Source organism: Xanthomarina maritima (assembly GCF_008084905.1).
Classification (GTDB): Bacteria; Bacteroidota; Bacteroidia; order Flavobacteriales; family Flavobacteriaceae; genus Xanthomarina; species Xanthomarina maritima.
Genome location: NZ_VSFC01000012.1, coordinates 212,843 through 239,464, shown reverse-complemented (window position 1 = coordinate 239,464; position 26,622 = coordinate 212,843). Strand labels below are relative to the sequence as shown.

Here is a 26,622-nt window from a genome sequence, read left to right as displayed (position 1 = left end):
TAGGGAGCTTAAAAAAATATATACAATGAGAACTAACAATTCTAAAGTAAAAAACGTAATTGTTTCAGTATATTTTATACTGATTGTTTTTGCCATACTTTTAGCAACTGTTTTTAGTGCCTTTAGTGATTTAACGCCAAATCCATTGATTACTTTTTTTGTAATTGTTTTAAGTTTTGGAGCTGTCTTTTTTATAGTACATTCTATAGCAAAATATTTTGAGTATGATAGCGACGGACTCAAAGTAATTGTTACAAATAAAGGGTTATTGTTATCAGATCATTTTAATTACAGAGAACATACTGTTGAATTTTATAAAGAACGACTTACAGGATTTAAATTTAATAATTACTTTTTCTTTAAAAGTTTGTTGCTTTATATTAAAGACAGTAAAGGTCATGTAAAAAAAGAGCGTTTTAACGTAACGCTATTATCAAGAAAAAAGAGAAAATATATAAGACAATCATTAACAAAAATGGTTAAACATAATAGAAAATCTGAAGATTAATGAGTGAAGAGAATGACGAATTGTTAAACGAACATGAAGATAACCACGAAACGATTACTAAAGTTTCTGGGATGTTTAAAGACTGGTTTTTAGATTACGCGTCTTATGTTATTCTAGAAAGAGCAGTTCCAGCTATTGAAGATGGCTTTAAGCCTGTGCAACGTCGTATCATGCAATCTATGAAAGATTTGGATGATGGACGTTACAACAAAGTTGCTAATATTGTTGGACATACCATGCAGTACCATCCACATGGTGATGCAAGTATTGCAGATGCTATGGTACAAATTGGTCAAAAAGATTTACTGATTGATACCCAAGGAAACTGGGGAAATATACTTACTGGAGATTCAGCAGCAGCTTCACGTTATATAGAAGCACGCTTATCTAAATTTGCCTTAGATGTTGTTTACAACCCTAAAATAACTGAATGGCAAGCATCATATGATGGTAGAAGAAAAGAACCTATTAACCTTCCTGTCATGTTTCCTTTACTCTTGGCACAAGGTGGAGAAGGAATTGCTGTAGGGCTTTCAACAAAAATATTGCCTCATAATTTTATAGAGCTTATAGATGCCTCAGTAAAGCATTTAAAAGGAAAACGTTTTACCATTTATCCAGATTTCCCAACAGCTGGAATTATAGATATTAATAATTATAACGATGGCTTGCGTGGTGGAAAAGTTCGAGTGAGGGCTAAAATTTCTCAGCTAGACAAAAATACGTTAGTTATTTCAGAAATTCCTTATGGAACCAACACATCATCTCTAATTGATTCTATTTTAAAGGCTAATGACAAAGGTAAAATCAAAATTAAAAAAATTGAAGACAATACAGCTGCTGAAGTTGAGATTTTAGTGCATTTGCCTGGAGGTATATCACCAGATAAAACCATTGATGCATTGTATGCTTTTACCAGTTGCGAAAGTTCCATTTCGCCTTTAGGTTGTGTTATTGAAGACAATAAACCTCTATTTATAGGTGTTTCTGAAATGCTTCGACGATCGACTGATAACACAGTACAGTTATTAAAAAGTGAATTAGAAATACAACTTGGAGAATTTGAAGAACAATGGCATTTTGCTTCATTGGAGCGTATTTTTATTGAAAACAGAATTTATCGCGATATAGAAGAAGAAGAAACTTGGGAAGGAGTTATTAAAGCAATCGATAAAGGCTTAAAACCACATACTAAACATTTAAAACGTGCTGTATTAGAAGAAGATATAGTTCGATTAACTGAAATTAGAATCAAACGTATTTCAAAGTTCGATATCGATAAGGCACAACAAAAAATTGATGCATTAGAAGATCAAATTGCTCAAGTAAAACATCATTTAGCAAATCTTATAGATTATGCTATTACATATTTCGAAAGACTTAAAAAGGACTATGGAAAAGGTAGAGAAAGACTCACAGAAATTAGAACTTTTGATGATGTAGATGCTACCAAAGTAGTCATAAGAAACACGAAACTATATGTAAATAGAGAAGAAGGATTTGTTGGAACATCCCTAAAAAAAGACGAATATGTTTGTGATTGCAGTGATATAGACGATATTATTGTATTTACCAGAGAAGGAATAATGATGGTAACAAAAGTCGATGCAAAAACATTTATTGGCAAAGACATCATTCACGTGGCAGTCTTTAAGAAAAAAGATAAACGTACCATTTACAATATGATTTATAAAGATGGTAGCAAAGGACCATCTTATGTAAAACGATTTTCAGTAACTAGCACTACCAGAGACAAGGAATATGATTTAACAAATGGAAATAAAGGTTCATTAGTTTGGTACTTTTCTGCCAATCCAAATGGAGAAGCGGAAGTAGTAACCATCCATTTAAGACAAGTTGGTAGTATTAAAAAACTGAAATGGGATTTAGATTTTTCTGAAGTTCTAATAAAAGGTAGAGCTTCAAAAGGAAATGTGGTTACTAAACATGCAGTTAAGAAAGTAGAGCTTAAAGAAAAAGGAGTATCAACATTAAAACCAAGAAAAATATGGTTTGATGATACAGTTCAACGTTTAAATGTTGATGAAAGAGGAGAATTAGTAGGAGAGTTTCGAGGTGAAGATAGGATATTAATTATTACGCAATCTGGTAATATTAAGACCATAATACCTGAAATAACAACGCGTTTTGATGACGATATGATTGTGATGGAAAAATGGATACCTAAAAAACCCATTTCTGCCATTTATTTCGATGGAGAAAAAGAAAGATATTATGTTAAACGATTTGTAGTTGAAAATGAATCTAAAGAAGAAAATTTTATTTCAGATCATCCAAATTCGCAATTAGAGATTGTGTCAACAGATTGGCGTCCAATGGCAGAAGTTGAATTTACTAAAGAAAGAGGTAAAGATAGAAAAGATAATATGGAAGTTAATTTTGAAGAATTTATAGCCGTAAAAGGAATTACAGCTTTAGGAAATCAATTAACAAAAGATAAAATAAATCAAGTAAGTCTTTTAGAGTCTTTACCTTATGAAGCACCTGAAGAAACTGCTGCCGAAGATATTGAAGTAGTTGATGAAACAGATATTTCAATAGAAACAAATAATGGAAATAAAGATATTGTTTCAAATAATTCAGAGGATAATGAATCATCAGATAATTTAGATGATAAAGGTCAGACTAAGTTATTTTAGAAATAAAAATTATTTTACAAAAAGTCTGGTTTATTTAATTAAACTAGACTTTTTTATTTGTCTTCATTTCAATTATCATATTTTTTAATTACTTAATATCTTAATAACTCTAGTAATAGGTCGTCAAACGTCTAATTGTTAACAATTTACGCTTAACATATTTTGTAAATAAGTTAGAAGATTGAATTTAGTTTTGTATTTTTAAGTACTAATCAATCTAATATTTTATGAAAAACACTACATTAAAAACCTTGTTTTGCTTACAATTTTGTTATTCATAACATCAATTTATGCTCAAACAAACAGAGAATAGTACGTTCCTACAGAAGTAGGCAAAGTGCTTGAGAAAGTTCAATCAGTTGAAAATTTGGCCTTAAGAGAGCCAGAAAATTTGTTTACTAAAGAGGAAAGGCAACTTTTAAAAAAACATTACCAATTTTCAGAAATATCAAATTTACAGTTAAGAGCAACAGGAGATGTATATGCATTAGATGTAAGAAATGGAGGAGATTATGGAAGTTTTCCTTTAATTGGTCCATTTAATATTACTAGTGTATCTACTATACCCAATGATATATATGCTTCAGATTTTGATATAACTGGCACCTTATATGCTCTAGAGACTACAAATGCAAATTTATTAACCATAAACCCTGATACAGGAGCAGTTACAGTAGTTGCTGCATTATCTGGGGCAGCTACTGGAGTTACATATTCTGGTTTATCTTGGAATAGAACAAACTCTACAATGTATGCACTAACAACAGATGGTACCACTACAAACTTATATACTTTAAATTTAACTACTGGAGCATTAACTTTAGTTGGAACAGTTGGTACTACTTTAGGTATATGGATTGCAATTGATAATGCTGGTGTTATTTATATGGCAGATATAGGTAATGACAATTTATATACACTTAATCCTACAACAGGAGCATCTACTTTAGTAGGTCCTTTAGGTGTAAATATTTCATTTGCTCAAGATGCTGATGTTGATCCTGTTTCAAATACGCTATATATGGCAGGGTATATTGGTGGTGGTGTAAATAATATTTATTCTGTAGATGTTTCAACTGGAACGGCAACAGCTTTAGGTTCTGTAAATAGTAATAATGCAGAGTTAGGTATGTTTACTATTGATGGTCCTTTAACGATAGACAATAATTGTATTTGTGATGATGCAATTATTATAGGTTTAGGTATAACAAATTCAAATGGAGCATCAAATTCAAGTGGAGGAGCTTCAAATGTTTGTTTATCTGGTGCTACTAATGCTGAATGGTATAAATTTACACCAGCAAATTCAGGTGACTTAACTATTACTTCAGACTTAGCTTCTAATACAGGTATAGATACCAGAGTGTCTGTATACAATGATGATTGTATGAATTTAGTGTGTATTGATTCAGATGATAATTCTGGAGCAAGTAATACATCTACAGTTGTAGTCCCAGTTACAAGTGGGATGACTTATCTAATAGAATGGGATGATGCTAATGATTCAGCTTCTTTTGATTTTGAATTATCATTATCAATTTCCTGTCCAGATCCTACAAACTTTGCAGTTGGATCCATAACTGATACTTCTGCTACTTTTAGTTGGGATGCTGTAGCTGGAGCTTCAAATGGCTATGTCTTTAATGTATTTAATGATGGAGCAGATCCCGATGTTGATACACCAGTTTATACGGAAAATATTCCGTCTGGAACATTAACAGCAACAGCAACTGGATTAATGTCTGAAACTATGTATGATGCCTATTTAATGGCAGATTGTGATACGAATGGGATGTCTAATTCTGTATCAGTAGGTATAGAAACTGAAATAACGCCACCAGCCTGTGGAGGTACTTATGTTGACACTGGAGGATCTTCAGCTGGATATATGCCAAATGAAAGTATAAGTACAACTATTATTCCAGATGTTCCTGGTGATGTTGTAACTGTAACTTTTACATATGTTGATATTGAAACAGCTACTGGAGATGGAATTCAAGATGGTTGTTGGGATTTTTTAACGGTTTATAATGGCCCTGATAATACTTATCCTGTTTTAGCTCAAACGCTTTGTGGCGAAGAAAGTGGAGATGGAGGTGTACCTTCTGTGCCAAGTAGTTTACTATCTGTAGGTATGTCTTTCACATCTTCAGATGCATCAGGTGCTTTAACATTTGTCTTTACTTCTGATGGTAGTATTCAAGAAACGGGCTGGGTAGCAGATGTTACTTGTGGATTACCACCAACTTGTGTCACACCAAGCTCATTTACTAACACTTTAACAACAGATACTGAAGCCACATATACTTGGGATGCTGTTGCAAACGCAACAAATGGTTATGTATTTAGTGTGTTTAATGATGGAGATGATCCAGATACTGGTACTCCTGTATATACAGAAAATGTTCCTTTTGGAACAAATACAGCAACTGCTACAGGCTTAATGCCTGCTACAACTTATGATGCCTATATTTCTGCCGATTGTGATACAGATGGAACATCCTCAAGAGACTCTGACTCGTTTACAACTGCAAATGCACTTGCTTGTGATGATACTTATGCAGATTCTGGAGGTGTTTCTGGAGGGTATATGGCAAGTGAAAATATTACAACTACGTTATCACCTAGTGTAGTAGGTGAAGCTGTTACTGTTACATTTACATATGTAGATATTGAAACTTCAACTGGAGATGGAACTCAAGAAGGTTGCTGGGACTTCTTAACTATTTACAACGGTCCAGATGCAACATATCCAGTTATTGCTCAAACGCTTTGTGGTGAAGAAAGTGGTGATGGAGGTGTACCAACTAACTATCCAGCAAGTTTACTTTCTGTAAATGATTCTTTTACATCAACAGATGCTTCAGGAGCTTTAACTTTTGTATTTACATCTGACACAAGTATACAAGAAACAGGATGGCTAGCAGATATCACTTGTGGTGCTTTATCAATTGATGAATTCTCAACAACACAATTTAATTATTTCCCTAATCCAACTACAGGATTATTATTTATTAATGCTAAGCAGAATATAGATTCGATTCAAGTATTTAATATGTTAGGACAAGAGGTTTTAAGTTTAAAGCCTAAAAATATGGAAGTTACATTAGACTTTTCTAGTTTAAGTCAAGGCACTTATTTTTTAAAGTCTTTAACTAATGGAAATGTATCAACTCATAAAATAATAAAGAGGTAGTATAATTATACTATTAAAAAAGACCATACATAATTGTATGGTCTTTTTTTTATAGATATTTAAGTTTTGATTGTTTTATTCTTTTGAATTTTAAAATTAATAAACTCAACCATTAACGAAAATGCAATGGCAAAATATAAATAGCCTTTTGGTATAGCTCCAACTGTTTGATTAAATATAGAAGTATGAGATAGGTGAGCAGCTTCTGTAATAAGCATGAAACCAATTAGGATTAAAAAAGCCAAACCTAATATTTGCATACTAGGATGTACATCTATAAATTTTCTAATTGGATTTGCAAAAACTATCATAATAATAATTGAAATAACAACAGCAATTATCATAAGAACTAATGCATAGTTATGATTTGGATGCAATCCATTGGTCATACCAACTGCAGTAAGGATGGAGTCTATGGAGAAAATAAAGTCGATAATTAATATTTGTGTAATCGCTTGAGATAATGATTTAATTTTTTTCCCTTTTACATGGTCTTCATCATGTGAAGGTGTTTCAACTTTATCCCTAATTTCAGAGGTACTTTTATAAATTAAAAACAAACCACCTAAAAATAAAATAATGGCCTGACCACTTATAGCTATTTGTAACCAACTAGTTTCAATAGTATAAAAAGGTTCTTTTAAACCAATTAAAAACGAAACAAAAAACAACAAAATGATGCGTTGAAGCATGGCAAAAAGCAAACCTAAATTAGTAGCTTTTGCTCTTTGATGTTCAGGTAGTTTATTTGCCGCAATAGAAATAAATACAATATTATCAATACCTAAAATAATTTCAAGAAAAGTTAAAGTTAATAAGGCCATAATGGCGTCACCAGTTAATAAAAATTCTAACATAATTATTTAATTTTAAATGCTTTTCCTTTTTGTTTTAATTTTTCTCCTACATATGAATACTCAAATGTATAAGTAGAATCTGTAGTTACTAATATTTTAAGATGTATATCTTTTTGTTCTGCCATACTTTTGGGGTTAATAGTTTTAAAAACTACTTCACAGTCGTTTATCCATCTCACTTGTGATGAATCTACTTTATTGTTATACGTTTCAATTTGAAGATATTTAGATCTTTTAAATTCAGATTTATAGATTTGACCATGTATAGTTATTTCACTGTAAAAAGAACCTGTTTGAAAGTCTGTGCAATTTCGCTCTACATCATAACAGCTTGCTAATGTGAACAGTAAAGCGATACCAAATAAATATTTCATATTAAAAAATTAATGAATCAAAAATACTAAAAAACCAATGGATTTAATGATAGCCTTTCTTTTTTTATTTCTTTAATATGGTTATTTAGTTAGTTTAATCTTTGGTTAATTAAATCTTTATAAATCTATCTTAAAGTCTTTTAAACTTCCTTTTAAAAGTACTATTTTGGCATAGTTTTTAATACAACTATTATTTGCTTATAAAGCCTGAAATTTATGCGTCATTTTATTTGCTTCATTGCATGTTTATTCATTTCTATTAATATATTTTCACAGAATAATAATCCGTTATTATCAAAAGATGTAGCAGCCCAGAATAAATGGGTGGACAGTCTTTATAAAAATATGTCTTTAGAAGAAAAAGTTGGACAACTATTTATGGTTAGAGCTTTCTCAAATCAAGGGTTGACGCATGAAAATATTGTTAGTCAGTTAATCACTAATTATCATATTGGAGGTGTAATTTACTCAACAGGAAGCCCAATAAAACAAGCTAAATTAAATAATTTACTTCAAGCAACTTCTAAAACGCCTTTATTAATAGGTATGGATGCTGAATGGGGTCTAGGTATGAGATTAGATTCTACTTATTCTTTTCCTTGGAATATGACACTTGGAGCAGTAAAAGATAATCAGCTTATAGAACAAGTTGGAAGACAGGTTGGAGAGCATTGTAAACGAATTGGTGTGCATTTTAATTTTGCTCCAGTTGTTGATATAAATACAAATCCTAAAAACCCAATAATTGGAAATAGATCTTTTGGAGAAGACAGAGATAATGTTACAGAAAAAGCTTTAGCTTTTATGAAAGGCATGCAAGATGCTGGAGTATTAGCTAATGCTAAGCATTTTCCAGGTCATGGAGATACGGATAGCGATTCTCATAAAACCTTACCAACTATTAATTTTGATGAAAAACGTATAGATTCTGTAGAATTATATCCTTACAGAAAGCTAATTGATAAAGGTTTGTCTAGTGTGATGGTAGCTCATTTAAATGTACCAGCATTAGAGTCTAGAGAAGGTCTTCCATCTACTTTATCAAAGCATATTGTTACAGACATTTTAAAAGACTCATTACATTTTCAAGGTTTAATTTATACAGATGCTTTAGAAATGAGAGGAGCTGCTAACTTTAGTGAGCCTGGAGATATTGATTTGGCAGCTTTTCAGGCTGGAAATGATGTGTTATTGATTTCTGAAGATGTTCCAAAAGCTATTGATAAAATTATTGAAGCCTATAATTTAGGTGATATTACTGAAGGCCGTTTAGCACATTCAGTAAAAAAAATACTTCAAGCTAAATATAAAGTTGGCTTAAATAATTTTAAACCAATCGAAACTGATCATTTAGTTGAGGATTTAAATAGAATAAAAGATATAGCTCTTTCTGAGGTTATTTTTGAAAGTGCGATTACAGTTATAAAGAATAAAGAAGATTTACTTCCAATTAGAAAATTAAATGAAAAGAAGATAGCATATGTAAAAATGGGAGATGATGATGGTTCTACATTTTTAAAAGAGCTCCAAAAATATGCAAAAGTGCATGAAGTTACTGCTGATAATTTAGATGAATTACTTGTAAAACTTTCAGCTTATAATACTGTAGTTATAGGTTTTCATCGTTCTAATGCAAATCCATGGAAAAGCCATGAATTTTCAGATCAAGAACTTGTTTGGTTATATGAAATTGCTAGAACAAATAATGTCATTTTAGATGTTTTTGTTAAACCTTATGCACTTCTAGACCTTGCAACTGTCGAGAATTTTGAAAGTATTGTTGTAAGTTATCAAAATAGTAGCATTGCTCAGCAAAAATCTGCACAGCTAATTTTTGGAGCTATTTCTTCAAAAGGCAATTTACCAGTTTCTGTTGGAAATGGATTTAACGCAGGAGAAGGAATTCACTATGCTAATTTATCTCGTTTAAACTATGGAATAGCAGAACGAGTTGGAATGAGTACAGAGAAACTAAATAAATTAGATTCAGTAGCTCAATATGCTGTAGATAAAAAAATGACTCCTGGAATTCAATTACTAGTAGCAAGAAAAGGGAAAGTAATATACAATAAAAATTTTGGTACTCACACTTACCAAAAAGACTCAGAACCTGTAGTTTTCGACGATATTTATGATGTGGCTTCCTTAACTAAAATATTAGCAACTTTACCATTGTTAATGGAGTTGGAAGAAAATGGTACAATAACGTTAGACACTAAGTTATCAGACATTCTTCCTGATTATGTGAATACAAATAAAAAAAACATAACAATTAAGAAGATGCTTTCTCATAATGCTAGGTTAAAACCCTGGATTCCTTTCTATTATGCTACTTTAGATTCAACTAAACATCCAGACTTTAAATATTATCAAAAAGAATATAGTAAAAAATTTAGTGTCAAAGTTGCTAATGAATTGTATATGAGAAAAGATTACCAAGATACAATTCAGAAAATAATAAGAGATACAGATCTTTTAAATAGAGAGAGTTACAGATATAGCGATTTACCTTATTACATTTTAAAGAAATATATTGAAACTTATTACGACAAAGGATTAGACGCTTTAGTGCAAGAACATTTTTATGAAACTTTAGGTGCAAATTATACAACTTATAATCCTTATAATAAATTTAGTGGAAAAAAGATTGTCCCAACTGAAATTGATGATTATTATAGATATCAAGAAATTCATGGATATGTACATGACATGGGAGCTGCAATGGAAAATGGCGTAGGTGGTCATGCAGGAGTTTTTAGTAATGCAAACGATGTAGCTAAAATTATGCAAATGTATTTACAAAAGGGATTTTATGGTGGCAAACGTTATTTTAAACCAGAAACTATAGATAAATTTAATACCTGTTATTTTTGCGATACTGATAATAGGAGAGGTATAGGTTTCGATAAACCACAATTAGGAGAGTCTGGACCAACTTGTGGGTGTATTTCTATGACAAGTTTTGGGCATTCAGGATTTACTGGTACTTATGCTTGGGCAGATCCTGAAGAAGAAATTGTTTATATATTTTTAGCAAATAGAACCTACCCAAAAGCAGATTCTAATTTGTTATTAAAAGAGAATATTAGGACAGATATACAACGAATGATATATGAAGCGATTATAGATTAATTCAAATTTTAATTATGAAAATAGGAATTGTATGTTATCCAACTTTTGGAGGAAGTGGAGTTGTTGCTACAGAGTTAGGAATTGAATTGTCTAAAAGAGGACATGAAGTTCATTTTATTACTTACAAACAACCTGTTCGGTTAGAACTTTTAGGAAGCAACGTACATTTTCACGAAGTTAATGTACCAGAATATCCCTTATTTCATTATCAGCCTTATGAATTAGCTTTATCAAGTAAATTAGTAGATATGGCTAAGCTTCATGAAATTGAAATCCTTCATGTGCATTATGCGATTCCTCATGCATATGCTGCATATATGGCAAAAAAAATGCTTCAGGAAGAAGGAATTTACCTTCCAATTGTTACCACACTTCATGGAACAGATATTACTTTAGTTGGTTCTCATCCATTTTATAAAACAGCTGTTACTTTTAGTATTAATAAGTCTGATGCTGTGACGTCTGTTTCCGAAAGCTTAAAGAATGATACGCTTAGATTATTCAATGTGAAGAATCAAATAGATGTAGTTACAAATTTTATTGATATTAGTAAACATATCAATCATTTTACAGATTGTCAACGTGCCATGATGGCTTCAGATAATGAAAAAATCATAACACACATAAGTAATTTTAGAAAAGTAAAACGTATTCCAGATGTTATTAAAATCTTTTATAACATTCAAAAACAAATACCAGCTAAATTAATGATGGTTGGCGAAGGGCCTGAAAAAGAACCAGCAGAACAATTATGCAAAGAATTAGGTATAGAAGATAAAGTAGTTTTCTTTGGAAATAGTAACGAAATAGATCGCATATTATGTTTTTCAGATTTATTTGTTCTTCCTTCAGAAACTGAAAGCTTTGGTCTGGCAGCTTTAGAAGCTATGGCTTCAGGTGTTCCTGTTATTTCTAGTAATTCTGGAGGTATACCAGAAGTAAATATTCAAGGTGTATCTGGATATCTAAGTAATGTTGGAGATGTAGAAGATATGAGTAAAAATGCTATTTCCATTTTAAAAGAAGAAACCACATTGTCTAAATTTAAAGCGCAGGCTAAAACGGAGGCTATGAAGTTTGATATTCATAAAATAGTCCCTCAATACGAAGCAATTTATCAAGCTACACTAACTAAATGTAAATCCTTACTATAATTTTAAAAAATATATTTATACCTTTCTGTTCTAATTGAATCTTTTCTAAAATGAACAGAAAATCCTTTTTGAATCTTACAGCAAGAGCAGGTCTATTTTTAGGATTGGCTCCAAGTCTACTTGCAGGCAAAACAAATGAAACTATAGAAAAAGAACTACTGAATAAGCTCTTAACTCAAAAAAAAGCTCTTGGAAATGCAGTTGGTCTTACAGCAGATCCAATTTCTAAAGTTAGAGTAGGTATTATAGGCATGGGAAATAGAGGTAGTGTGCTTATTCAGATGTTCGATTATTTAATTAAAAATAATCATGCAGAAATTGTAGCCCTTTCAGATTTAAGACAAGAGAAGGTTGAAAAAAACAACGAATACCTTAGAACTATTCAAAACAAGTCAGCAGATTTGTATTATGGCAACCAAACCGAATGGAAAAAGTTGGCGGAAAGAGATGATATAGATTTAATTTTAATAGCAACTCCTTGGAATTATCATACAGAAATGTCAGTGTATGGCATGGAACAAGGAAAACATGTAGCTTGTGAGCAACCCATGGCTATGACGCTTGAAGATTGTTGGAAACTAATAGATGTGGCAGAACGTACCCAAAAGCATTGTATGTACATGGAAAACTGCTGTTTTAATGGCGAAGAACTTTGGGTGTTAAATATGATTGACCAAGGTGTTTTTGGAGACATTAATCATGCTGAAGGTGCTTATATTCACGATTTGCGAAAGCATATGATGGATGATACTTACTACGAAAATCAATGGCGTATCAAGCATCATGAAACTAAAAACGGAAACTTTTATACAGGTCATGGATTAGGTCCTACAAGTTTTTATATGGATATTGGTCGTGGTGATAATTACGATTATTTAACCTCAATGAGTTCGCGAGATGACAGTTTGAAACTTGGAGCTGAAATAGAGAATTTTCCGGTAAAGCAATTTGCCTGTGGCGATATGAATACCACTTTAATTAAAACCAAATTGGGCAGAACCATCATGTTGCAATTCGATACACATACAGGAAGACCTTATTCTAGATTAAATAACGTATTTGGGACTAAAGCAGCTCATGAAGGCTATTCTTCCAGATTGTATGTTGGACATGACGAGTTACAATGGGGACACAGCTGGTTAAAAGACGAAGAATACAAAGAATATAGAGAGCGTTACGATCATCCATTATGGTATAAACTAAAAACTCAAATTGATGCCAATGCTGTTGGTCATGGAGGTATGGATTTTGTGATGGTTTATAGATTGATTCGTTGTCTAAACGAAGGGTTACCATTGGATATTAATTTATACGATAGCGTTCTTTGGAGTGCCATTACACCTTTGTCTGAAATATCGGTTGCTAATAATAGTGCGAGAACGGTTGTTCCAGATTTTACAGGTGGTACTTGGGAAACACCAAGAAAAAATGAAGTGTTACGAGATATTCTTTAAGTTAAAATTTGAATAAGTAATTGCTTTAACTTCATCAAAGTTTTCTATAACACTTTGTAAAAGCTTCATTTGATTTTTAGCACGAACCAAATTATGGGTTTTATAAGCTGTTTTATAATACACATCGTTGTTCAGATAATCAGTTAAAAATCGCAAACCTATAATATAAATCAAGGTTTTAACAGCTAATGGTAAATATTCTATTTCTTTTGGAGTAAACATCATAGAGGTCTCAGAAGCAAACCCTTTACAATAAATATTGTAAAAATTCATATTGATAAAGGTTTGTTCTAAATCTTCAGAATCTTCAACTGTATTTGAACAAATGGAACGAATGGAATCACCAAAATCAAAATGCACAATGCCAGGCATAACTGTGTCTAAATCTATAATAGCTAAGCCATTATCACCTTTATTAAACAAAATATTAGACATCTTAGTATCGTTATGAGTAACTCTTAAAGGAAAAGTATTTTTATTTTTTAATTCTGAAAGCTGAAACATCTCCTCTTTATGTTTATAAACAAAATCAATAAGCTGTTTTGCATGATTCATTCTCACTGGGCTGGCTTTTTTGAGAGCTGCTTCAAAATGAAGAAAACGACATGGAACCGAATGAAACTCAGGAAGTGTCTCAATAATACAATCAGTATCTAGAGTAGTGGTAGAAGAAATAAAATTCCCGAATAATTTTCCTGCTTCGAAAACTTGCTTTTCGTTTTCTGCTCGTTCAATAGTTTTAGAATTTGGTATATATTCCATTAAGGTCCAAAATCCTTGATATGCTTCAATGTAATAAGTATCTTTTTTAGATTTAATAAAACTTGCTGTTTGATACGTGCTACTTATTTTATCATATTCATTTTTTAAATGATTGGTTACTAAAACTTTGTTTGAAATAATATCTTTTAAATTATTAAAAACTTGATTGTTAATATTTTGAAGTATATATTTTAAATCATTACTACAATTAATTAAATAGGTATCATTAATATGTCCAGAAGCTATAATATTAGTTTTTAAGACAGGTTGTTCTATCTGAAATTGGTTGCATATGTTCTTAAGATATTCCAAAGCTTACCACAATTTTACTGGATACTCTCCTTTAGAAATAAACTCTTGAAGATGTTTCTTTACCATAGGTTCATCTTCTTTATAAGTAATCCCAAACCATTTGGTGCTGGTTTTAAGCATGTTGAATGTTCCTTTATTTTTTTCCAACATGAAATCAACAAGGGTAGGAATATAAAATTCTGCTGCTTCAGAATCTTTATGCTTTTCGAGAAAAGTTTTAAAAAGAAACTCTGCTATGTTAAAAATATCTGTTGTAAATCCCCAGAAATTCATGGATACAATAGTTTCTAAAGACACTTGTAAGTTAGCTTTATCTATGTTTGTATGTTCTGTAATTTTTAGCAGTTCTTGGTCTTTATTTAAAACACAGACACCTCTTGATACAGTTCCAAAGTCTGATAAAGTGTTCTTTAATTGATATCCAATGAAGTAATTTTCATGTTTGTCGTTTTCATATAAAGCGTTATACATGAGCTTATAGGCTTCTCGTCCATAAAAATCGTCTGCATTAATTAAAGCAAAATTGCTGTGTATTGTGTTTTTTAAAGAAAGTAATGCATGTCCAGTTCCCCATGGTTTTTTTCGTTCGGGTAAACCTATAGTATCTTGAATAACAAAATCAACTTGCACATATTTAGGGAGTGAGTTTTTATAACGTATTTCAAAAACATGCAGTATTTCTTCTCTAATAATAAAAACAAGATGGTTAAATCCAGCTTGAAGCGCATCATAAATAGAGAAATCTAAAAGCGCGTAGTTGTTTACAACTTCATGCACTTGCTTTAAACCTCCAAACCTAGAGCCCATTCCAGCTGCCATGAAGGCTATTGTTTTTTGCTTCATCTTACAAAACTATGTAAAAAAACACCTTGTAAAAGGTGTTTTAATTTTTATTTATTTAATTCTGGTTTATTTAGAATTGGTATCTAACACCTAACCCCAAATCGAAGTCTAAGTCGTTGTTATCATATGCATCGTCTCCAAAACCAAGTTCAGGTCTAACATCTAGGGAAAGTAGCAAAGGAAAATCAAAATTATATTCAATTCCTACGGTTCCAGTTAGAATAACAAACCCATCTTTATGGTCGTTACCATTGGGATGATCAAAGTCATAAGCAGCAAAACCTGCTCCAGGACCTGCATACCAATTAAATCCACCATCAATGTTCCAAACCCATTCGTATAACCCAATTAATTTTACACCATCATAATTTTTACCATCTGTCCAGCCAAAATTAAATTCCAAACGGTTGGTTTCCATGATGGCTCTTTGGTAAGAAATAGAAGCTCCAAAACCATCGCTATCACCAAGTCTTAAACCGATGGCGTTTTTAGAGATTTCTTGTGCGTTCATAAAAGTTGTAAAGCCTAAAAAGGCACATGCTATTAATGCTATTTTTTTCATAAGTCTTTCTAATTTTAAGTTCAAAATAAACAATTTTGTTTTACAATAAGTCATAAACAAATCTTAAATTTATGCTTATCTTTTAAACTAAAATTTATTGGAATTATTGCAAACAGCTCTCTTTTTTAAAGACTTGAAAAACCAGCTAGATGGTGATTTACTCTACGATAATTTAACAAAAGCTATCTATGCTACTGATGCTTCGGTATATAGGAAGTTACCACAAGCTGTCGCCTTTCCAAAAACCACACAGGATATAAAAAATTTAATAACATTTGCTGTAAAAAATAAAACCTCTATAATTCCTAGAACTGCTGGAACTTCTTTAGCTGGACAATGTGTTGGAGAAGGAATTGTTGTGGATGTTTCCAGATATTTCACTAAGATTCTAAATATAAACGAAAAAGATAAAACAGTAACCGTTCAACCAGGTGTAGTAAGGGATGAGCTAAACAATTTTTTAAAGCCTTTTGGCTTGTTTTTTGGGCCAAATACATCCACTTCAAATCGATGTATGATAGGAGGTATGGTAGGTAATAATTCCTCTGGAACCACTTCTATTCAATATGGTGTAACTCGTGATAAGGTATTAGAACTTAAAACTATATTAAGTGATAGTTCTGAAGTTGTTTTTGGGGATTTAACAAAAGATGATTTTCAACAGAAATTAACATTAAAAACCCTAGAAGGCACTATTTATAACACGATTTATAATGAATTACTTCCTAAATCAGTTCAAAATGAGATACTAGAGCAATTTCCAAAACCCGAAATCCATAGAAGAAATACAGGTTATGCCATTGACGAATTGATTAAAACAGAAATCTTTTCTGATTCTTCCGAAAGGTTCAACATGTGTAAATTACTTTCTGGTAGTGAAGGTACTCTAGCTTTTACAACAGAAATCACCTTGCAATTAAATGTACTTCCTCCAAAAGAAAGCCTGATGATTGCTTCACATTTTAAAACCATACAAGACTGTTTAAATGCTGTGGAAACTGTTATGCAACATGATTTGCATACCTGTGAAATGATGGATAAAACTATTCTGGATCTAACAAAATATAACAAAACACAACAAGAGAACAGACAGTTTATTGAAGGTGATCCTCAGGCTATTTTAATGTGTGAAATAAAAGGAGAAAATGAAGAAGAGGTTCAGTTACATGCAAATAGACTGATTAAAGACATAGAAAGTTTAGAATTAAGCTATGCGAATCCCATACTGAAAGCTAATGATATTGAAAAAGCCATCGAATTAAGAAAAGCTGGATTAGGTTTGCTAGGAAATATTATAGGAGATAAGAAAACTGCAGCTTGTATTGAAGACACAGCTGTTGCATTGCCAGATTTGGCAAATTACATTATTGAATTTACTAAGTTGATGACTTCCTTTAAACAAGAAGCTGTTTATTATGCTCATGCTGGAGCTGGAGAATTGCATTTGCGTCCAATTTTAAATTTAAAAAAGAAAGAAGATGTTGTTTTGTTCCGAAAAATAACCACAGATGTGGCTCATCTTGTCAAGAAATATAAGGGTTCTATGAGTGGCGAACATGGAGATGGTATTGTAAGAGCAGAATTTATTCCGTTAATGATTGGGGAGGCTAATTATCAGATCCTGAAACATATTAAAACAGCTTTCGATCCTAAAAATATTTTAAATCCAGGAAAAATAGTTAATACTTTTCCAATGGATAAAAACCTGCGTTATGTTACAGATAGAAAAGAACCTGAAATTGAAACCTTCTTAGATTTTACAGAATCTTTGGGTATTCTTCGTGAAGCTGAAAAATGTAATGGTTCAGGAGATTGTAGAAAACTTCCAGAATTTGGTGGTACTATGTGTCCAAGTTATCGTGCCACCAGAGACGAAAAAGATACCACTAGAGCTAGAGCCAATGCGCTGAGAGAATTTCTAACAAACTCTGAAAAAAAGAACAAATTTAACCACCATGAACTAAAAGAGGTATTTGACTTATGTTTAAGTTGTAAAGCTTGTGCAAGTGAATGTCCAAGTAGTGTAGATGTTGCTAGTCTAAAAGCCGAGTTTCAATATCAATATCATAAAGAGAATGGCATTTCACTACGAACAAAATTGTTTGCATACAATAATCAATTGAATAGGTTAGGGAGTAAGTTTCCAAGCTTCACAAATGTTATGTTTTCAAATAGCATTATTACCTCTTTGTTAAAAAAATCCTTCGGTATTGCTCCAAAAAGAACTTTGCCTTTGCTTTCAATTAAAAGTTTAAGTAAAATACATCAAACTACTTTATATCAGAATTATAATAAAATTAATATAAAGACTATCTATTTATTTAATGATGAATTTACCAATTATTTGGACACACAAATTGGGTTAGATGCTTTAGTGCTTTTACAAACTTTAAATTACAAAGTTATCATTTTAAATCATGAGGAATCTGGACGTGCATTTTTATCAAATGGTTTGTTAAAACAAGCTAAAGAAGTAGCCAATAAAAACATTAGCGTGTTTAAAGATAAGATTACAGTAGAGACACCATTGATTGGTATTGAGCCTTCTGCTATATTCACATTTAAAGATGAATATTTAAAACTTGTAGATGATAAAGAATCAGCAAAAAGAATTGCTGAAAACACCTTTTTAATTGAAGAGTTTATTCAACAAGAAATAGTTTTAGGTAACATCAAACCTGAGCAATTTACAAAAGAAACTAAATCCATTAACTTTCATGGGCATTGCCATCAAAAAGCATTAAGCAATCAAAAATCAAGTTTTGACGTGCTGAATTTGCCAAAAAACTATAACGTAACTATTATTCCAAGTGGTTGCTGTGGTATGGCAGGAAGTTTTGGATATGAAAAAGAACATTATGAAGTAAGTATGAAAATAGGTGAACAGACACTATTTCCAGCTATAAGAAAAACTAATGAGGATACAATTATTTCAGCAAATGGAACAAGCTGCAGACATCAAATAAAAGATGGAACACAGAAAGTTGCCAAACATCCAATAACCATACTTAAAGAAGCCTTGATTTAAGAGGTTTTTTTGATATCAAAAACAGTAATAGCAGCTATTAAATCTTTCATCTCCATTTTTTTAATATCTTCATCTGCAAAGAAAGGCGAGAGTTTGTCTTGATTGTAGTTGTATATCTTCCAGCGTTTAAATTGATACTCTAAAGCAGTAAAATTTTCTACCCAATCTCCTGAATTCAGATATATAGTTTTACCATGCTTGTTTTCCTTTAAGAGCATTTTTGGTTGATGATTATGTCCACATATCACATAATCATAACCGTTTTCAATAGCTAAATCTGTTGCAACTTCTTCAAAATCACTAATATATTTTAAAGCGCCTTTTACACTGTTTTTTATTCGCTTAGATAAAGAATATTTTTCTTTTCCCATTCGTTCTAAAACCCAGTTAATACATCTGTTAAATAAGATAAGCATATCATAACCATAACCACCTAATTTAGCTAACCATCTGGCATTTTGAATGGATGCATCAAACACATCACCATGAAAAAACCAAGCTTTTTTACCATCTAATTCTAAAACCAATTTATCAACAATAGATATATTTCCTATGGTAGTATCACTAAACTTTCTAAGCATGTCGTCATGGTTACCAGTAATATAGATGACTTCAACACCATTTGCAGCCATTGTCATAATTTTCTTAATAACTTTCAAATGTGATTTTGGAAAATAACGCTTACTAAATTGCCTAATATCAATAATATCACCATTAAGAATAAGTTTTTTAGGTTGAATACTATTTAAATAAGTAAGTAATTGTTTGGCATGACAACCATAAGTTCCTAAATGTACATCGGAAATAACAGCAATTTCAACTTTTCTTTTTAATTTCAAAGCAATATTTATTATGGTACAAAATAAAGACTTGATTATTAGTTAATCATTATGTTATAATTAATTATTTGTGAGAACATTGTTATTAAATTGTTACTAACATTTAAGAATGAAATAAGTGGCTTTTGTTAAAAGCATTTTTGTTTCTCTAATAATACAATTACATTAGCAACATAAATTAATTTTATGGCTGGAAATACCTTTGGAAAAATATTTAAGTTAACCACTTTTGGTGAATCTCATGGAGAAGCAATAGGTGGTGTAATTGATGGTTGTCCATCTGGATTGAAATTAGATTTTGATGCAATTCAAAACGAGTTAAACAGACGTAAACCTGGTCAATCTGAAATTGTTACTCAAAGAAAAGAACCAGATACTGTAGAATTTTTATCAGGCATTTTTGAAGGAATAACTACAGGAACATCTATTGGTTTTATTATTAAAAACACCAATCAAAAATCAAAAGATTATTCTCATATAAAAGATGTGTATCGTCCAAGCCATGCAGATTACACCTATGAAAAAAAATATGGTGTTCGAGATTATAGAGGTGGAGGACGAAGTTCTGCTCGTGAAACTGCTTGTAGAGTGGTTGCAGGTGCTGTTGCTAAACAACTTTTAAAAGAGGTAAAAATAAATGCCTATACATCGTCTGTAGGTGATATTTTTCTTGAAAAACCATATCAGGATTTAGATTTCTCTAAAACCGAGTCTAATGCTGTTCGTTGTCCTGATAGTGAAACAGCAGAACGAATGATTTCAAAAATTAAAAAAATAAAAAAGCAAGGAGATACCATTGGTGGTACAGTTACTTGTGTTCTACAAGATGTACCTATTGGTCTTGGAGAACCTGTATTCGATAAACTTCATGCAGAACTTGGTAAAGCCATGCTATCCATAAATGCTGTAAAAGGCTTTGAGTATGGTAGTGGGTTTTGTGGAGCCAAAATGACTGGAAGCGAACATAACGACTTATTTAATGAAGATGGAAGCACAAAAACCAATTTATCTGGAGGTATACAAGGTGGTATAAGTAACGGAATGGATATTTATTTTAGAGTAGCTTTTAAACCTGTAGCAACTATTATACAAAAACAAGATGCTTTAGATAGTTCTGGAAATATTGTTGAAATGCAAGGTAAAGGAAGACACGACCCTTGTGTCGTTCCAAGAGCCATACCAATTGTTGAAGCCATGGCAGCTTTGGTAATAGTTGATTACTATTTACATAATGGAATTTATAACTAACTAAAATATAAAGAATTTAAACATCAATTTTACAAGATGTTTTAAGTACAAAAAGACTTATGAAAAAACTAGCATTACATTGGAAAATAATTATAGGAATGGTACTCGGTATCATATGGGCTTTACTTTCAAGTTCAATGGGTTGGAGTGCTTTTACAATTAATTGGATTGATCCTTTTGGAACTATATTTATAAATTTATTAAAACTTATTGCAGTTCCGTTGGTTTTATTTTCCATTATAAGTGGTGTGGCAAATATAGGCGATCCTTCAAGTTTAGGTAGAATGGGTGGGAAAACTTTGGGTATATATTTACTTACAACCATTATGGCCATATCGTTAGGGTTATTGTTAGTAAACACCTTCAAACCTGGAAAACTAATTGATGAACAAAGTAGAATAGATAATAGAATAAGTTATGAAATTTGGGCAGATTCTCAAGGTTATGAAATTAAAGATGGTGTAAATTATCTTAAAGACCCAGAGTTTTTTCAACGTGCTCAGGAAATTTCAGATTTATCTAAAAGTGAACTTAAAGAAGCTGCTGTTGCCGATAAAATGGAAACAGTAAAAAACAGAAAAGAAACTACGCCTTTGCAGCCATTAGTGGATATAGTTCCTAGTAACTTTTTCTATTCTTTATCAAATAATGGTTTGATGCTTCAAATTATCTTTTTTGCTGTATTTTTTGGTGTTTGCTTGCTTTTTGTTCCTTCTGAAAAATCACAACCTGTATTAAATTTAGTAGATGGTATTAACGAAGTCTTTTTAAAAATGGTAGATGTTGTTATGCAGGCTGCTCCATTTTTTGTATTTGCTTTGTTAGCTGGTGTTGTAAGTAAAATGGCTGGAGACGATATAGGTAAAGTAGTTGAAATCTTTAAAGGTCTAAGTTGGTATTCTTTAACAGTCTTGGTAGGGTTGTTACTAATGATATTTGTAGTTTATCCTTTAATCTTAAAGACCTTTGTTAAGAAAATCCCTTATACTGGATTCTTTAAAGCGATGAGTCCAGCACAAACCTTAGCATTTTCAACTTCTAGCAGCGCTGCTACTCTACCTGTAACTATGGAGTGTGTAGAGCAGAATTTAGGTGTTAATAAAAAAATAAGCAGTTTTGTTCTTCCCATTGGAGCTACAGTAAACATGGATGGAACAAGTATGTATCAAGCCATAGCAGTTATTTTTCTGGCACAAATGCACATGATAGATTTAACCATTGCTCAACAAGTAACGGTAGTATTAACTGCAACTTTGGCATCTATAGGTTCAGCTGCTGTACCAAGTGCAGGATTGGTTATGCTTATTATAGTATTAGATTCTGTTGGGTTAAATCCAGCTTGGATTGCCATTATTTTTCCAGTAGATAGAATTTTAGATATGTTTAGAACGGTTGTAAATGTTACTGGAGATGCTACTGTTTGCTCAATTATTGCTGATGGAGAAAACATGCTTGATTATAAAGAACATGAAAACCCAACAGAAACTTTTGATTTAGATTCTTAATATATTTTAAAAGAAAATCAAAAACCTTAACTTTAAAATTCTAACAAATAATAGATATTATGAATGTTTGTTTTTTAATGTATCCTTGGGATAAAATAGATCCTGAAAACGATACTAGCTTAGCGTTGATTAAGGAATGTGTTAAAAGAAATCATGGAGTAGCTATTTGTACACCTGCAAATTTAACTATTAGAAATAGTGTTACCAATGCTTTTTGCACTGTTATAGGAAGAATGGAAAAGATACCTTCATCATTAAAGGTATTTTATAAAAAAGCAGAAATAAGAGAAGAAATGTTACCTTTAGCTGGTTTTGATGCTATTTTTTTTAGAGCCAATCCTCCGTTAGATCCTATTATGCTTAATTTTTTAGATTCCGTTAAAGACGATGTTTTTATAATCAATTCTCTTGAAGGCATGCGTGAAGCTAACAATAAGCTTTATACAGCAGCTTTTGGTGATGCACATAGCAATATTATACCAAACACACATGTTTCTAAAAATAAAAACTATTTAATCAAACAAATAAAGGAATCAAAATCTGATAAGATGATTATTAAACCATTAAATGGTTTTGGTGGTTCTGGAGTGATTCTTATTGAAAAATCTGCTATGAGTAATATCAATTCGCTTTTGGATTTTTACATTAATAGTGGAGATGGTACTTCAAACTACGTAATTTTACAAGATTATATAGAAGGAGCAGATCAAGGTGATGTTCGAATTTTAATGCTTAATGGAGAACCTATTGGAGCTATGAAACGTGTTCCAGGTTCAGACGATCATCGTTCAAATGTATCTGCTGGTGGATCTGTTCAAAAACATACTTTAACAAATGCTGAAAAGGCTTTATGCAAACAAATTGGTCCAAAATTAGTTAAAGATGGTCTCTATTTTGTTGGAATAGATGTTATTGGAGGTAAATTGGTTGAAGTCAATGTAATGTCTCCTGGTGGTATTACCTACATTAATAAAGTTTATAAAAACAAATATAAGATTGAAGAAAAAGTCATTGATTTTCTTGAAAGTAAAGTACTAGATAACGTAGAGGCTTTCAACAGACGTTCTCGTTTAAGAAAAACAGTTGAAGACGCTTAATCGATACTAAAAATGAGTACTGAGTTCATAATACCATCCCCAATTGTTTCTGTAGTTTGGCTTCATAAGCATTTAAATCATCCAAATCTGTTAGTTTTAAATACAACTATACCTAAAGTGACTGGAAATGATAGTGGTTTGAATGAAAATCAGATTCCTACAGCTAGATTTTTCGATTTAAAAAATAAGTTTAGTGATGTGTCTGCGCCATTTCCAACTACCTTTCCTTCTGAAAAACAATTTACAAAAGAAGCACAAGCTATTGGAATAAATAAAGATAGTGCAATTGTAGTTTACGATGAAAAAGGCATTTATTCAAGTCCTCGAGTTTGGTGGCTATTTAAAGCTTTTGGATTTAATAATGTAGCTGTTTTAGATGGAGGTTTTCCTGCATGGGAAAAAGTAGGTTTTCAAGTGGAAAAGAAAGTTGAAAGTCCAATTAAAAAGGGCAATTTTGAAGCGAAACTTCTACCTCAATATATGAAGTTTTTTAAAGACATAAAAAGGGAATCCCAAGATAGCAATCATTTAATTATAGATGCTCGTTCCAAAAGTAGGTTTAATGGTTTGGAAGCAGAACCACGAGCAGGATTACGTAGTGGCAACATTCCTAATTCGGTTAATTTACCATTTGAAAACTTAATAAATGATCAAGGTTTATTTAAATCTGAATCTCAAATAAAACAACTATTCCAACCATTAGTACAATTAAATCAATCCATTACTTTTTCATGTGGATCTGGTATTACAGCTTGTGTTTTAGCCTTGGGAGCAGAATTAGCTGGATATAAAAATCTATCCATATACGATGGCTCTTGGACAGAATGGGGAAGTTTAACAAACGACTAATATATTCATGCAAAAGCTAAGTATTTCACAAATTATCAGAAATATAGAGAACGAAGTTGTTTTTCATGCTGTTTCCAGTGACTATTCATTCACCTTAAAAATAGATTCTTATGTGCCTTATGCATGTGCTGCTATACATGATGGTCATCAGTTTCGAAAAGATTTATGGGAAAATTGTTTGCATAATGAATACGATAGATGGTATGAAGAAGATCCAGAAACTAAAAACATGATTGCTTCTCATCCAATTGTTCTCGCTGGTTGTGATTCTAGGTTTGAGTACGATTTAAATAGACCTCCAGAAGAAGCTGTTTTTGAAACCGCTTGGGGAAAACAACTTTGGAAAAAGCAGTTACCTAAAGATATAAAGCAAAAAAGCTTAAATAAGCATCTTGATTTCTATAAAGTGGTTCATGCTTTAATTGCAAAGTTGGAAGAGAAATTTGGTGTTTGTGTGGTTTACGACATGCATAGTTATAACTGGAAACGTTGGGATAGGGAAGTGCCAACCTGGAACTTAGGAACTAGTAACATTGATACTAAAAGATTTGGAGGTATCGTAGAACTCTGGAGGCAAAGTCTTTCAGAAATAAACTTTCCCAATGACATAAAATCTTCAGCAAAGATTAATGATACCTTTCAAGGTAACGGTTATTTTTTAAAATATATAACTAAAAACTTTAAAAATACTTTAGTTTTGGCAACTGAAATCGCAAAAGTATATTGCGATGAAGTTAATCAAATTATATATCCAGAAGTAGTTGCTACAGTTATAGATGAACTTAAAATAAGACTTCCAAAGCACGCTTCAGAATTTTATAACATGTATTCAGAATAAATGATTTCAGAAAAATTATTAGAACAACATCAAAGCTTGTTTGATATTGATGCCAATTTAAACCGATTGGTTAAAAAAATTGAACTCCTAAATTATATCAATCCATTAAATATTGAAAGTGAAAAGAAGCAATTTTACGCTTCAAAATTCAATTACGAGCCACATTTTAAATATCCTAAAATTAAATTCAATGGATTTAAATTGCATCGGTTATTTTTTTCTCAAAGGCTTGAACGCATTCAAGATGAAACCATAAGAGGTTTATATGAAGATATAATTTATGAATATTCTGGGCTTATAGAATGTATTGAAACCATCAATCAAGGAAGAAAATTTTATTATAACAGTTTAAAAAGTTTTGGAACTCCAACTGAAAAAGATATAGATAATGCGAAGTTTATATTAAGGTTTGAAGATTCTGAATTTTCTGAAGATATGCTTCCTATGTACTCAGCACATGAAGCTATTGACTATTTTGAAACATTTTCTAAGCGTTATAATTTTAAATACCACATTAAACTTTCCACCAATATATCGGCAGCAGCAATGGTTCAAAACAATGCTCAAACATTGCTATTAAGAAAGAATCATAAGTTTAGTGAAAACCAGTTACAAGTGTTAGCAAACCATGAAATTGGTGTGCATTTGGTAACAACTTTTAATGCAGTAAACCAGCCTTTGCATATTTTCTCTAATGGTTTTCCTAATAATGTAGAAACTCAGGAAGGATTAGCAGTATATTCAGAGTACATGTCTGGTTGTTTAACCTTAACTAGATTAAAGGAATTGTCTTATCGTGTAATTGCTGTAGATAGTTTAATAAAAGGTTATTCCTTTTCTGATACTTTCGATTTATTATATAACCAATATAAACTAGATAAGGATAAAGCTTTTGCTATTACACTACGTGTGCATAGAGGAGGAGGTTTTACTAAAGACCATTTATACTTATCTGGTTTACAAAAAGTGTATCAATATGCCAAACAAGGAAATGATTTGGATGTAATATTAACTGGAAAATCTTCTTTAGAATATAAGGATGCCATATATAAATTACAGGAATTAGGATTGGCTAAGACATCTACATATTTTACTGATTCGTATTTACTAAAAGAAAATTATAATAAAGATTTAGATTTTATACTAAATAGTTTAAAATAAATAACTGTAACTAACTGATTACTATACATTTTAAAGATGATTTTTACAAAAATATTTTTTAAAACAAATAATTATATCATTTCATCGAGTTTTCAATAAGCAATTAAAAAACTTTAATACATTTATCTAACAAAAATAAATTATTCTAAACTTTATTTATAGTTCTTAATTTTTAATTTTTTTGGTTAGTTGTTGTTAATAAAAAAGGTCTTGAATATTATATTCAAGACCTTTTTTTATTTT

General features: G+C 31.2%; 19 protein-coding genes. 13 read left to right on the top strand and 6 right to left on the bottom strand.

What is annotated here, in order from left to right; all coding sequences use genetic code 11:
* The first annotated feature begins 25 nt into the window (after window positions 1-25).
* The 3 genes from FVF61_RS02625 (at window position 26) to FVF61_RS02615 (ending at window position 6,364) form a co-directional block, all read left to right on the top strand.
* Complete coding sequence (locus FVF61_RS02625; protein WP_148452947.1) at window positions 26-508, top strand: hypothetical protein; 483 nt, start codon at window positions 26-28, stop codon at window positions 506-508.
* Window positions 508-3,168 (top strand): DNA gyrase/topoisomerase IV subunit A, encoded by a 2,661-nt coding sequence (locus FVF61_RS02620; RefSeq protein ID WP_148452945.1) that lies wholly within the window; start codon window positions 508-510, stop codon window positions 3,166-3,168. Before FVF61_RS02625 ends, FVF61_RS02620 begins: the two co-directional genes overlap by 1 nt.
* A 337-nt stretch (window positions 3,169-3,505) precedes the next feature.
* The gene (locus FVF61_RS02615) at window positions 3,506-6,364 is read left to right on the top strand and encodes a DUF4394 domain-containing protein (RefSeq protein ID WP_148452943.1); all 2,859 of its coding nucleotides are present in this window, start codon (window positions 3,506-3,508) and stop codon (window positions 6,362-6,364) included.
* A 59-nt stretch (window positions 6,365-6,423) separates the two neighbouring features.
* Here the strand turns inward: FVF61_RS02615 and FVF61_RS02610 are convergent, their stop codons facing one another.
* Together FVF61_RS02610 and FVF61_RS02605 are read right to left on the bottom strand one after the other, a co-directional pair.
* Window positions 6,424-7,221 (bottom strand): TerC family protein, encoded by a 798-nt coding sequence (locus FVF61_RS02610; protein WP_148452941.1) that lies wholly within the window; start codon window positions 7,219-7,221, stop codon window positions 6,424-6,426.
* Between the two features lie 2 nt (window positions 7,222-7,223).
* Complete coding sequence (locus FVF61_RS02605; protein ID WP_148452940.1) at window positions 7,224-7,595, bottom strand: DNA topoisomerase IV; 372 nt, start codon at window positions 7,593-7,595, stop codon at window positions 7,224-7,226.
* Between the two features lie 216 nt (window positions 7,596-7,811).
* Here FVF61_RS02605 and FVF61_RS02600 point away from each other — a divergent pair, with 216 nt between their 5' ends.
* The 3 genes from FVF61_RS02600 to FVF61_RS02590 are packed head-to-tail and all read left to right on the top strand — an operon-like array spanning window position 7,812 to window position 13,335.
* On the top strand, window positions 7,812-10,727 hold the full coding sequence (locus FVF61_RS02600) for a glycoside hydrolase family 3 N-terminal domain-containing protein (RefSeq protein WP_148452938.1): 2,916 nt from the start codon (window positions 7,812-7,814) through the stop codon (window positions 10,725-10,727).
* A 14-nt stretch (window positions 10,728-10,741) separates the two neighbouring features.
* The gene (bshA, locus tag FVF61_RS02595) at window positions 10,742-11,881 is read left to right on the top strand and encodes an N-acetyl-alpha-D-glucosaminyl L-malate synthase BshA (RefSeq protein WP_148452936.1); all 1,140 of its coding nucleotides are present in this window, start codon (window positions 10,742-10,744) and stop codon (window positions 11,879-11,881) included.
* Between the two features lie 50 nt (window positions 11,882-11,931).
* The gene (locus FVF61_RS02590; protein WP_148452934.1) at window positions 11,932-13,335 is read left to right on the top strand and encodes a Gfo/Idh/MocA family protein; all 1,404 of its coding nucleotides are present in this window, start codon (window positions 11,932-11,934) and stop codon (window positions 13,333-13,335) included.
* Here the strand turns inward: FVF61_RS02590 and FVF61_RS02585 are convergent.
* The 3 genes from FVF61_RS02585 to FVF61_RS02575 all read right to left on the bottom strand — a co-directional run bounded on the left by FVF61_RS02585 (window position 13,318) and on the right by FVF61_RS02575 (window position 15,814).
* The gene (locus FVF61_RS02585; protein ID WP_233586658.1) at window positions 13,318-14,409 is read right to left on the bottom strand and encodes a phosphotransferase enzyme family protein; all 1,092 of its coding nucleotides are present in this window, start codon (window positions 14,407-14,409) and stop codon (window positions 13,318-13,320) included. The two genes, FVF61_RS02590 and FVF61_RS02585, sit on opposite strands and share 18 nt — an antisense overlap.
* Before the next feature lie 3 nt (window positions 14,410-14,412).
* Window positions 14,413-15,252 carry a sugar phosphate nucleotidyltransferase gene (locus tag FVF61_RS02580; RefSeq protein ID WP_148452932.1) on the bottom strand — a complete coding sequence of 280 codons (840 nt, stop codon included), beginning with the start codon at window positions 15,250-15,252 and terminating at the stop codon, window positions 14,413-14,415.
* 70 nt (window positions 15,253-15,322) lie between these two features.
* The gene (locus tag FVF61_RS02575) at window positions 15,323-15,814 is read right to left on the bottom strand and encodes a hypothetical protein (RefSeq protein ID WP_148452930.1); all 492 of its coding nucleotides are present in this window, start codon (window positions 15,812-15,814) and stop codon (window positions 15,323-15,325) included.
* A 97-nt stretch (window positions 15,815-15,911) separates the two neighbouring features.
* On the opposite strand from FVF61_RS02575, the gene FVF61_RS02570 reads away from it, so the two are divergent.
* Entirely contained in the window at window positions 15,912-18,842 is a 2,931-nt protein-coding gene (locus FVF61_RS02570) for an FAD-binding and (Fe-S)-binding domain-containing protein (protein ID WP_148452928.1), read from the top strand.
* Here FVF61_RS02570 and FVF61_RS02565 read toward each other — a convergent pair.
* Window positions 18,839-19,681, bottom strand: coding sequence for a UDP-2,3-diacylglucosamine diphosphatase (locus FVF61_RS02565; protein ID WP_148452926.1), 843 nt, complete (start codon window positions 19,679-19,681; stop codon window positions 18,839-18,841). The genes FVF61_RS02570 and FVF61_RS02565 overlap by 4 nt on opposite strands.
* A gap of 186 nt (window positions 19,682-19,867) precedes the next feature.
* On the opposite strand from FVF61_RS02565, the gene aroC reads away from it, so the two are divergent.
* From aroC to FVF61_RS02535, 6 genes are read left to right on the top strand one after another with little or no spacing between them, the layout of a single operon-like run.
* Window positions 19,868-20,929: a chorismate synthase gene (gene aroC / locus FVF61_RS02560; RefSeq protein ID WP_148452924.1), complete on the top strand. Its 1,062-nt coding sequence runs from the start codon at window positions 19,868-19,870 to the stop codon at window positions 20,927-20,929.
* A 59-nt stretch (window positions 20,930-20,988) separates the two neighbouring features.
* Complete coding sequence (locus FVF61_RS02555; RefSeq protein ID WP_148452922.1) at window positions 20,989-22,434, top strand: dicarboxylate/amino acid:cation symporter; 1,446 nt, start codon at window positions 20,989-20,991, stop codon at window positions 22,432-22,434.
* A gap of 59 nt (window positions 22,435-22,493) precedes the next feature.
* On the top strand, window positions 22,494-23,531 hold the full coding sequence (gshB, locus tag FVF61_RS02550; protein ID WP_148452920.1) for a glutathione synthase: 1,038 nt from the start codon (window positions 22,494-22,496) through the stop codon (window positions 23,529-23,531).
* Between the two features lie 12 nt (window positions 23,532-23,543).
* The gene (locus FVF61_RS02545) at window positions 23,544-24,380 is read left to right on the top strand and encodes a sulfurtransferase (protein ID WP_148452918.1); all 837 of its coding nucleotides are present in this window, start codon (window positions 23,544-23,546) and stop codon (window positions 24,378-24,380) included.
* 7 nt (window positions 24,381-24,387) lie between these two features.
* Window positions 24,388-25,218: an N-formylglutamate amidohydrolase gene (locus FVF61_RS02540; protein WP_148452916.1), complete on the top strand. Its 831-nt coding sequence runs from the start codon at window positions 24,388-24,390 to the stop codon at window positions 25,216-25,218.
* The gene (locus FVF61_RS02535) at window positions 25,219-26,379 is read left to right on the top strand and encodes a flavohemoglobin expression-modulating QEGLA motif protein (RefSeq protein WP_148452914.1); all 1,161 of its coding nucleotides are present in this window, start codon (window positions 25,219-25,221) and stop codon (window positions 26,377-26,379) included. It begins immediately after the preceding gene.
* Window positions 26,380-26,622 lie beyond the last annotated feature (243 nt).

Coding starts and splice junctions, on each gene's coding strand:
- FVF61_RS02590 (WP_148452934.1), top strand. CDS start 11,932: ATGAACAGAAAATCCTTTTTGAATCTTACAGCAAGAGCAGGTCTATTT.
- FVF61_RS02545 (WP_148452918.1), top strand. CDS start 23,544: ATGAGTACTGAGTTCATAATACCATCCCCAATTGTTTCTGTAGTTTGG.
- FVF61_RS02600 (WP_148452938.1), top strand. CDS start 7,812: ATGCGTCATTTTATTTGCTTCATTGCATGTTTATTCATTTCTATTAAT.
- FVF61_RS02555 (WP_148452922.1), top strand. CDS start 20,989: ATGAAAAAACTAGCATTACATTGGAAAATAATTATAGGAATGGTACTC.
- FVF61_RS02610 (WP_148452941.1), bottom strand. CDS start 7,221: ATGTTAGAATTTTTATTAACTGGTGACGCCATTATGGCCTTATTAACT.
- FVF61_RS02535 (WP_148452914.1), top strand. CDS start 25,219: ATGATTTCAGAAAAATTATTAGAACAACATCAAAGCTTGTTTGATATT.
- FVF61_RS02575 (WP_148452930.1), bottom strand. CDS start 15,814: ATGAAAAAAATAGCATTAATAGCATGTGCCTTTTTAGGCTTTACAACT.
- gshB (WP_148452920.1), top strand. CDS start 22,494: ATGAATGTTTGTTTTTTAATGTATCCTTGGGATAAAATAGATCCTGAA.
- FVF61_RS02620 (WP_148452945.1), top strand. CDS start 508: ATGAGTGAAGAGAATGACGAATTGTTAAACGAACATGAAGATAACCAC.
- FVF61_RS02580 (WP_148452932.1), bottom strand. CDS start 15,252: ATGAAGCAAAAAACAATAGCCTTCATGGCAGCTGGAATGGGCTCTAGG.
- bshA (WP_148452936.1), top strand. CDS start 10,742: ATGAAAATAGGAATTGTATGTTATCCAACTTTTGGAGGAAGTGGAGTT.
- FVF61_RS02625 (WP_148452947.1), top strand. CDS start 26: ATGAGAACTAACAATTCTAAAGTAAAAAACGTAATTGTTTCAGTATAT.
- aroC (WP_148452924.1), top strand. CDS start 19,868: ATGGCTGGAAATACCTTTGGAAAAATATTTAAGTTAACCACTTTTGGT.
- FVF61_RS02605 (WP_148452940.1), bottom strand. CDS start 7,595: ATGAAATATTTATTTGGTATCGCTTTACTGTTCACATTAGCAAGCTGT.
- FVF61_RS02540 (WP_148452916.1), top strand. CDS start 24,388: ATGCAAAAGCTAAGTATTTCACAAATTATCAGAAATATAGAGAACGAA.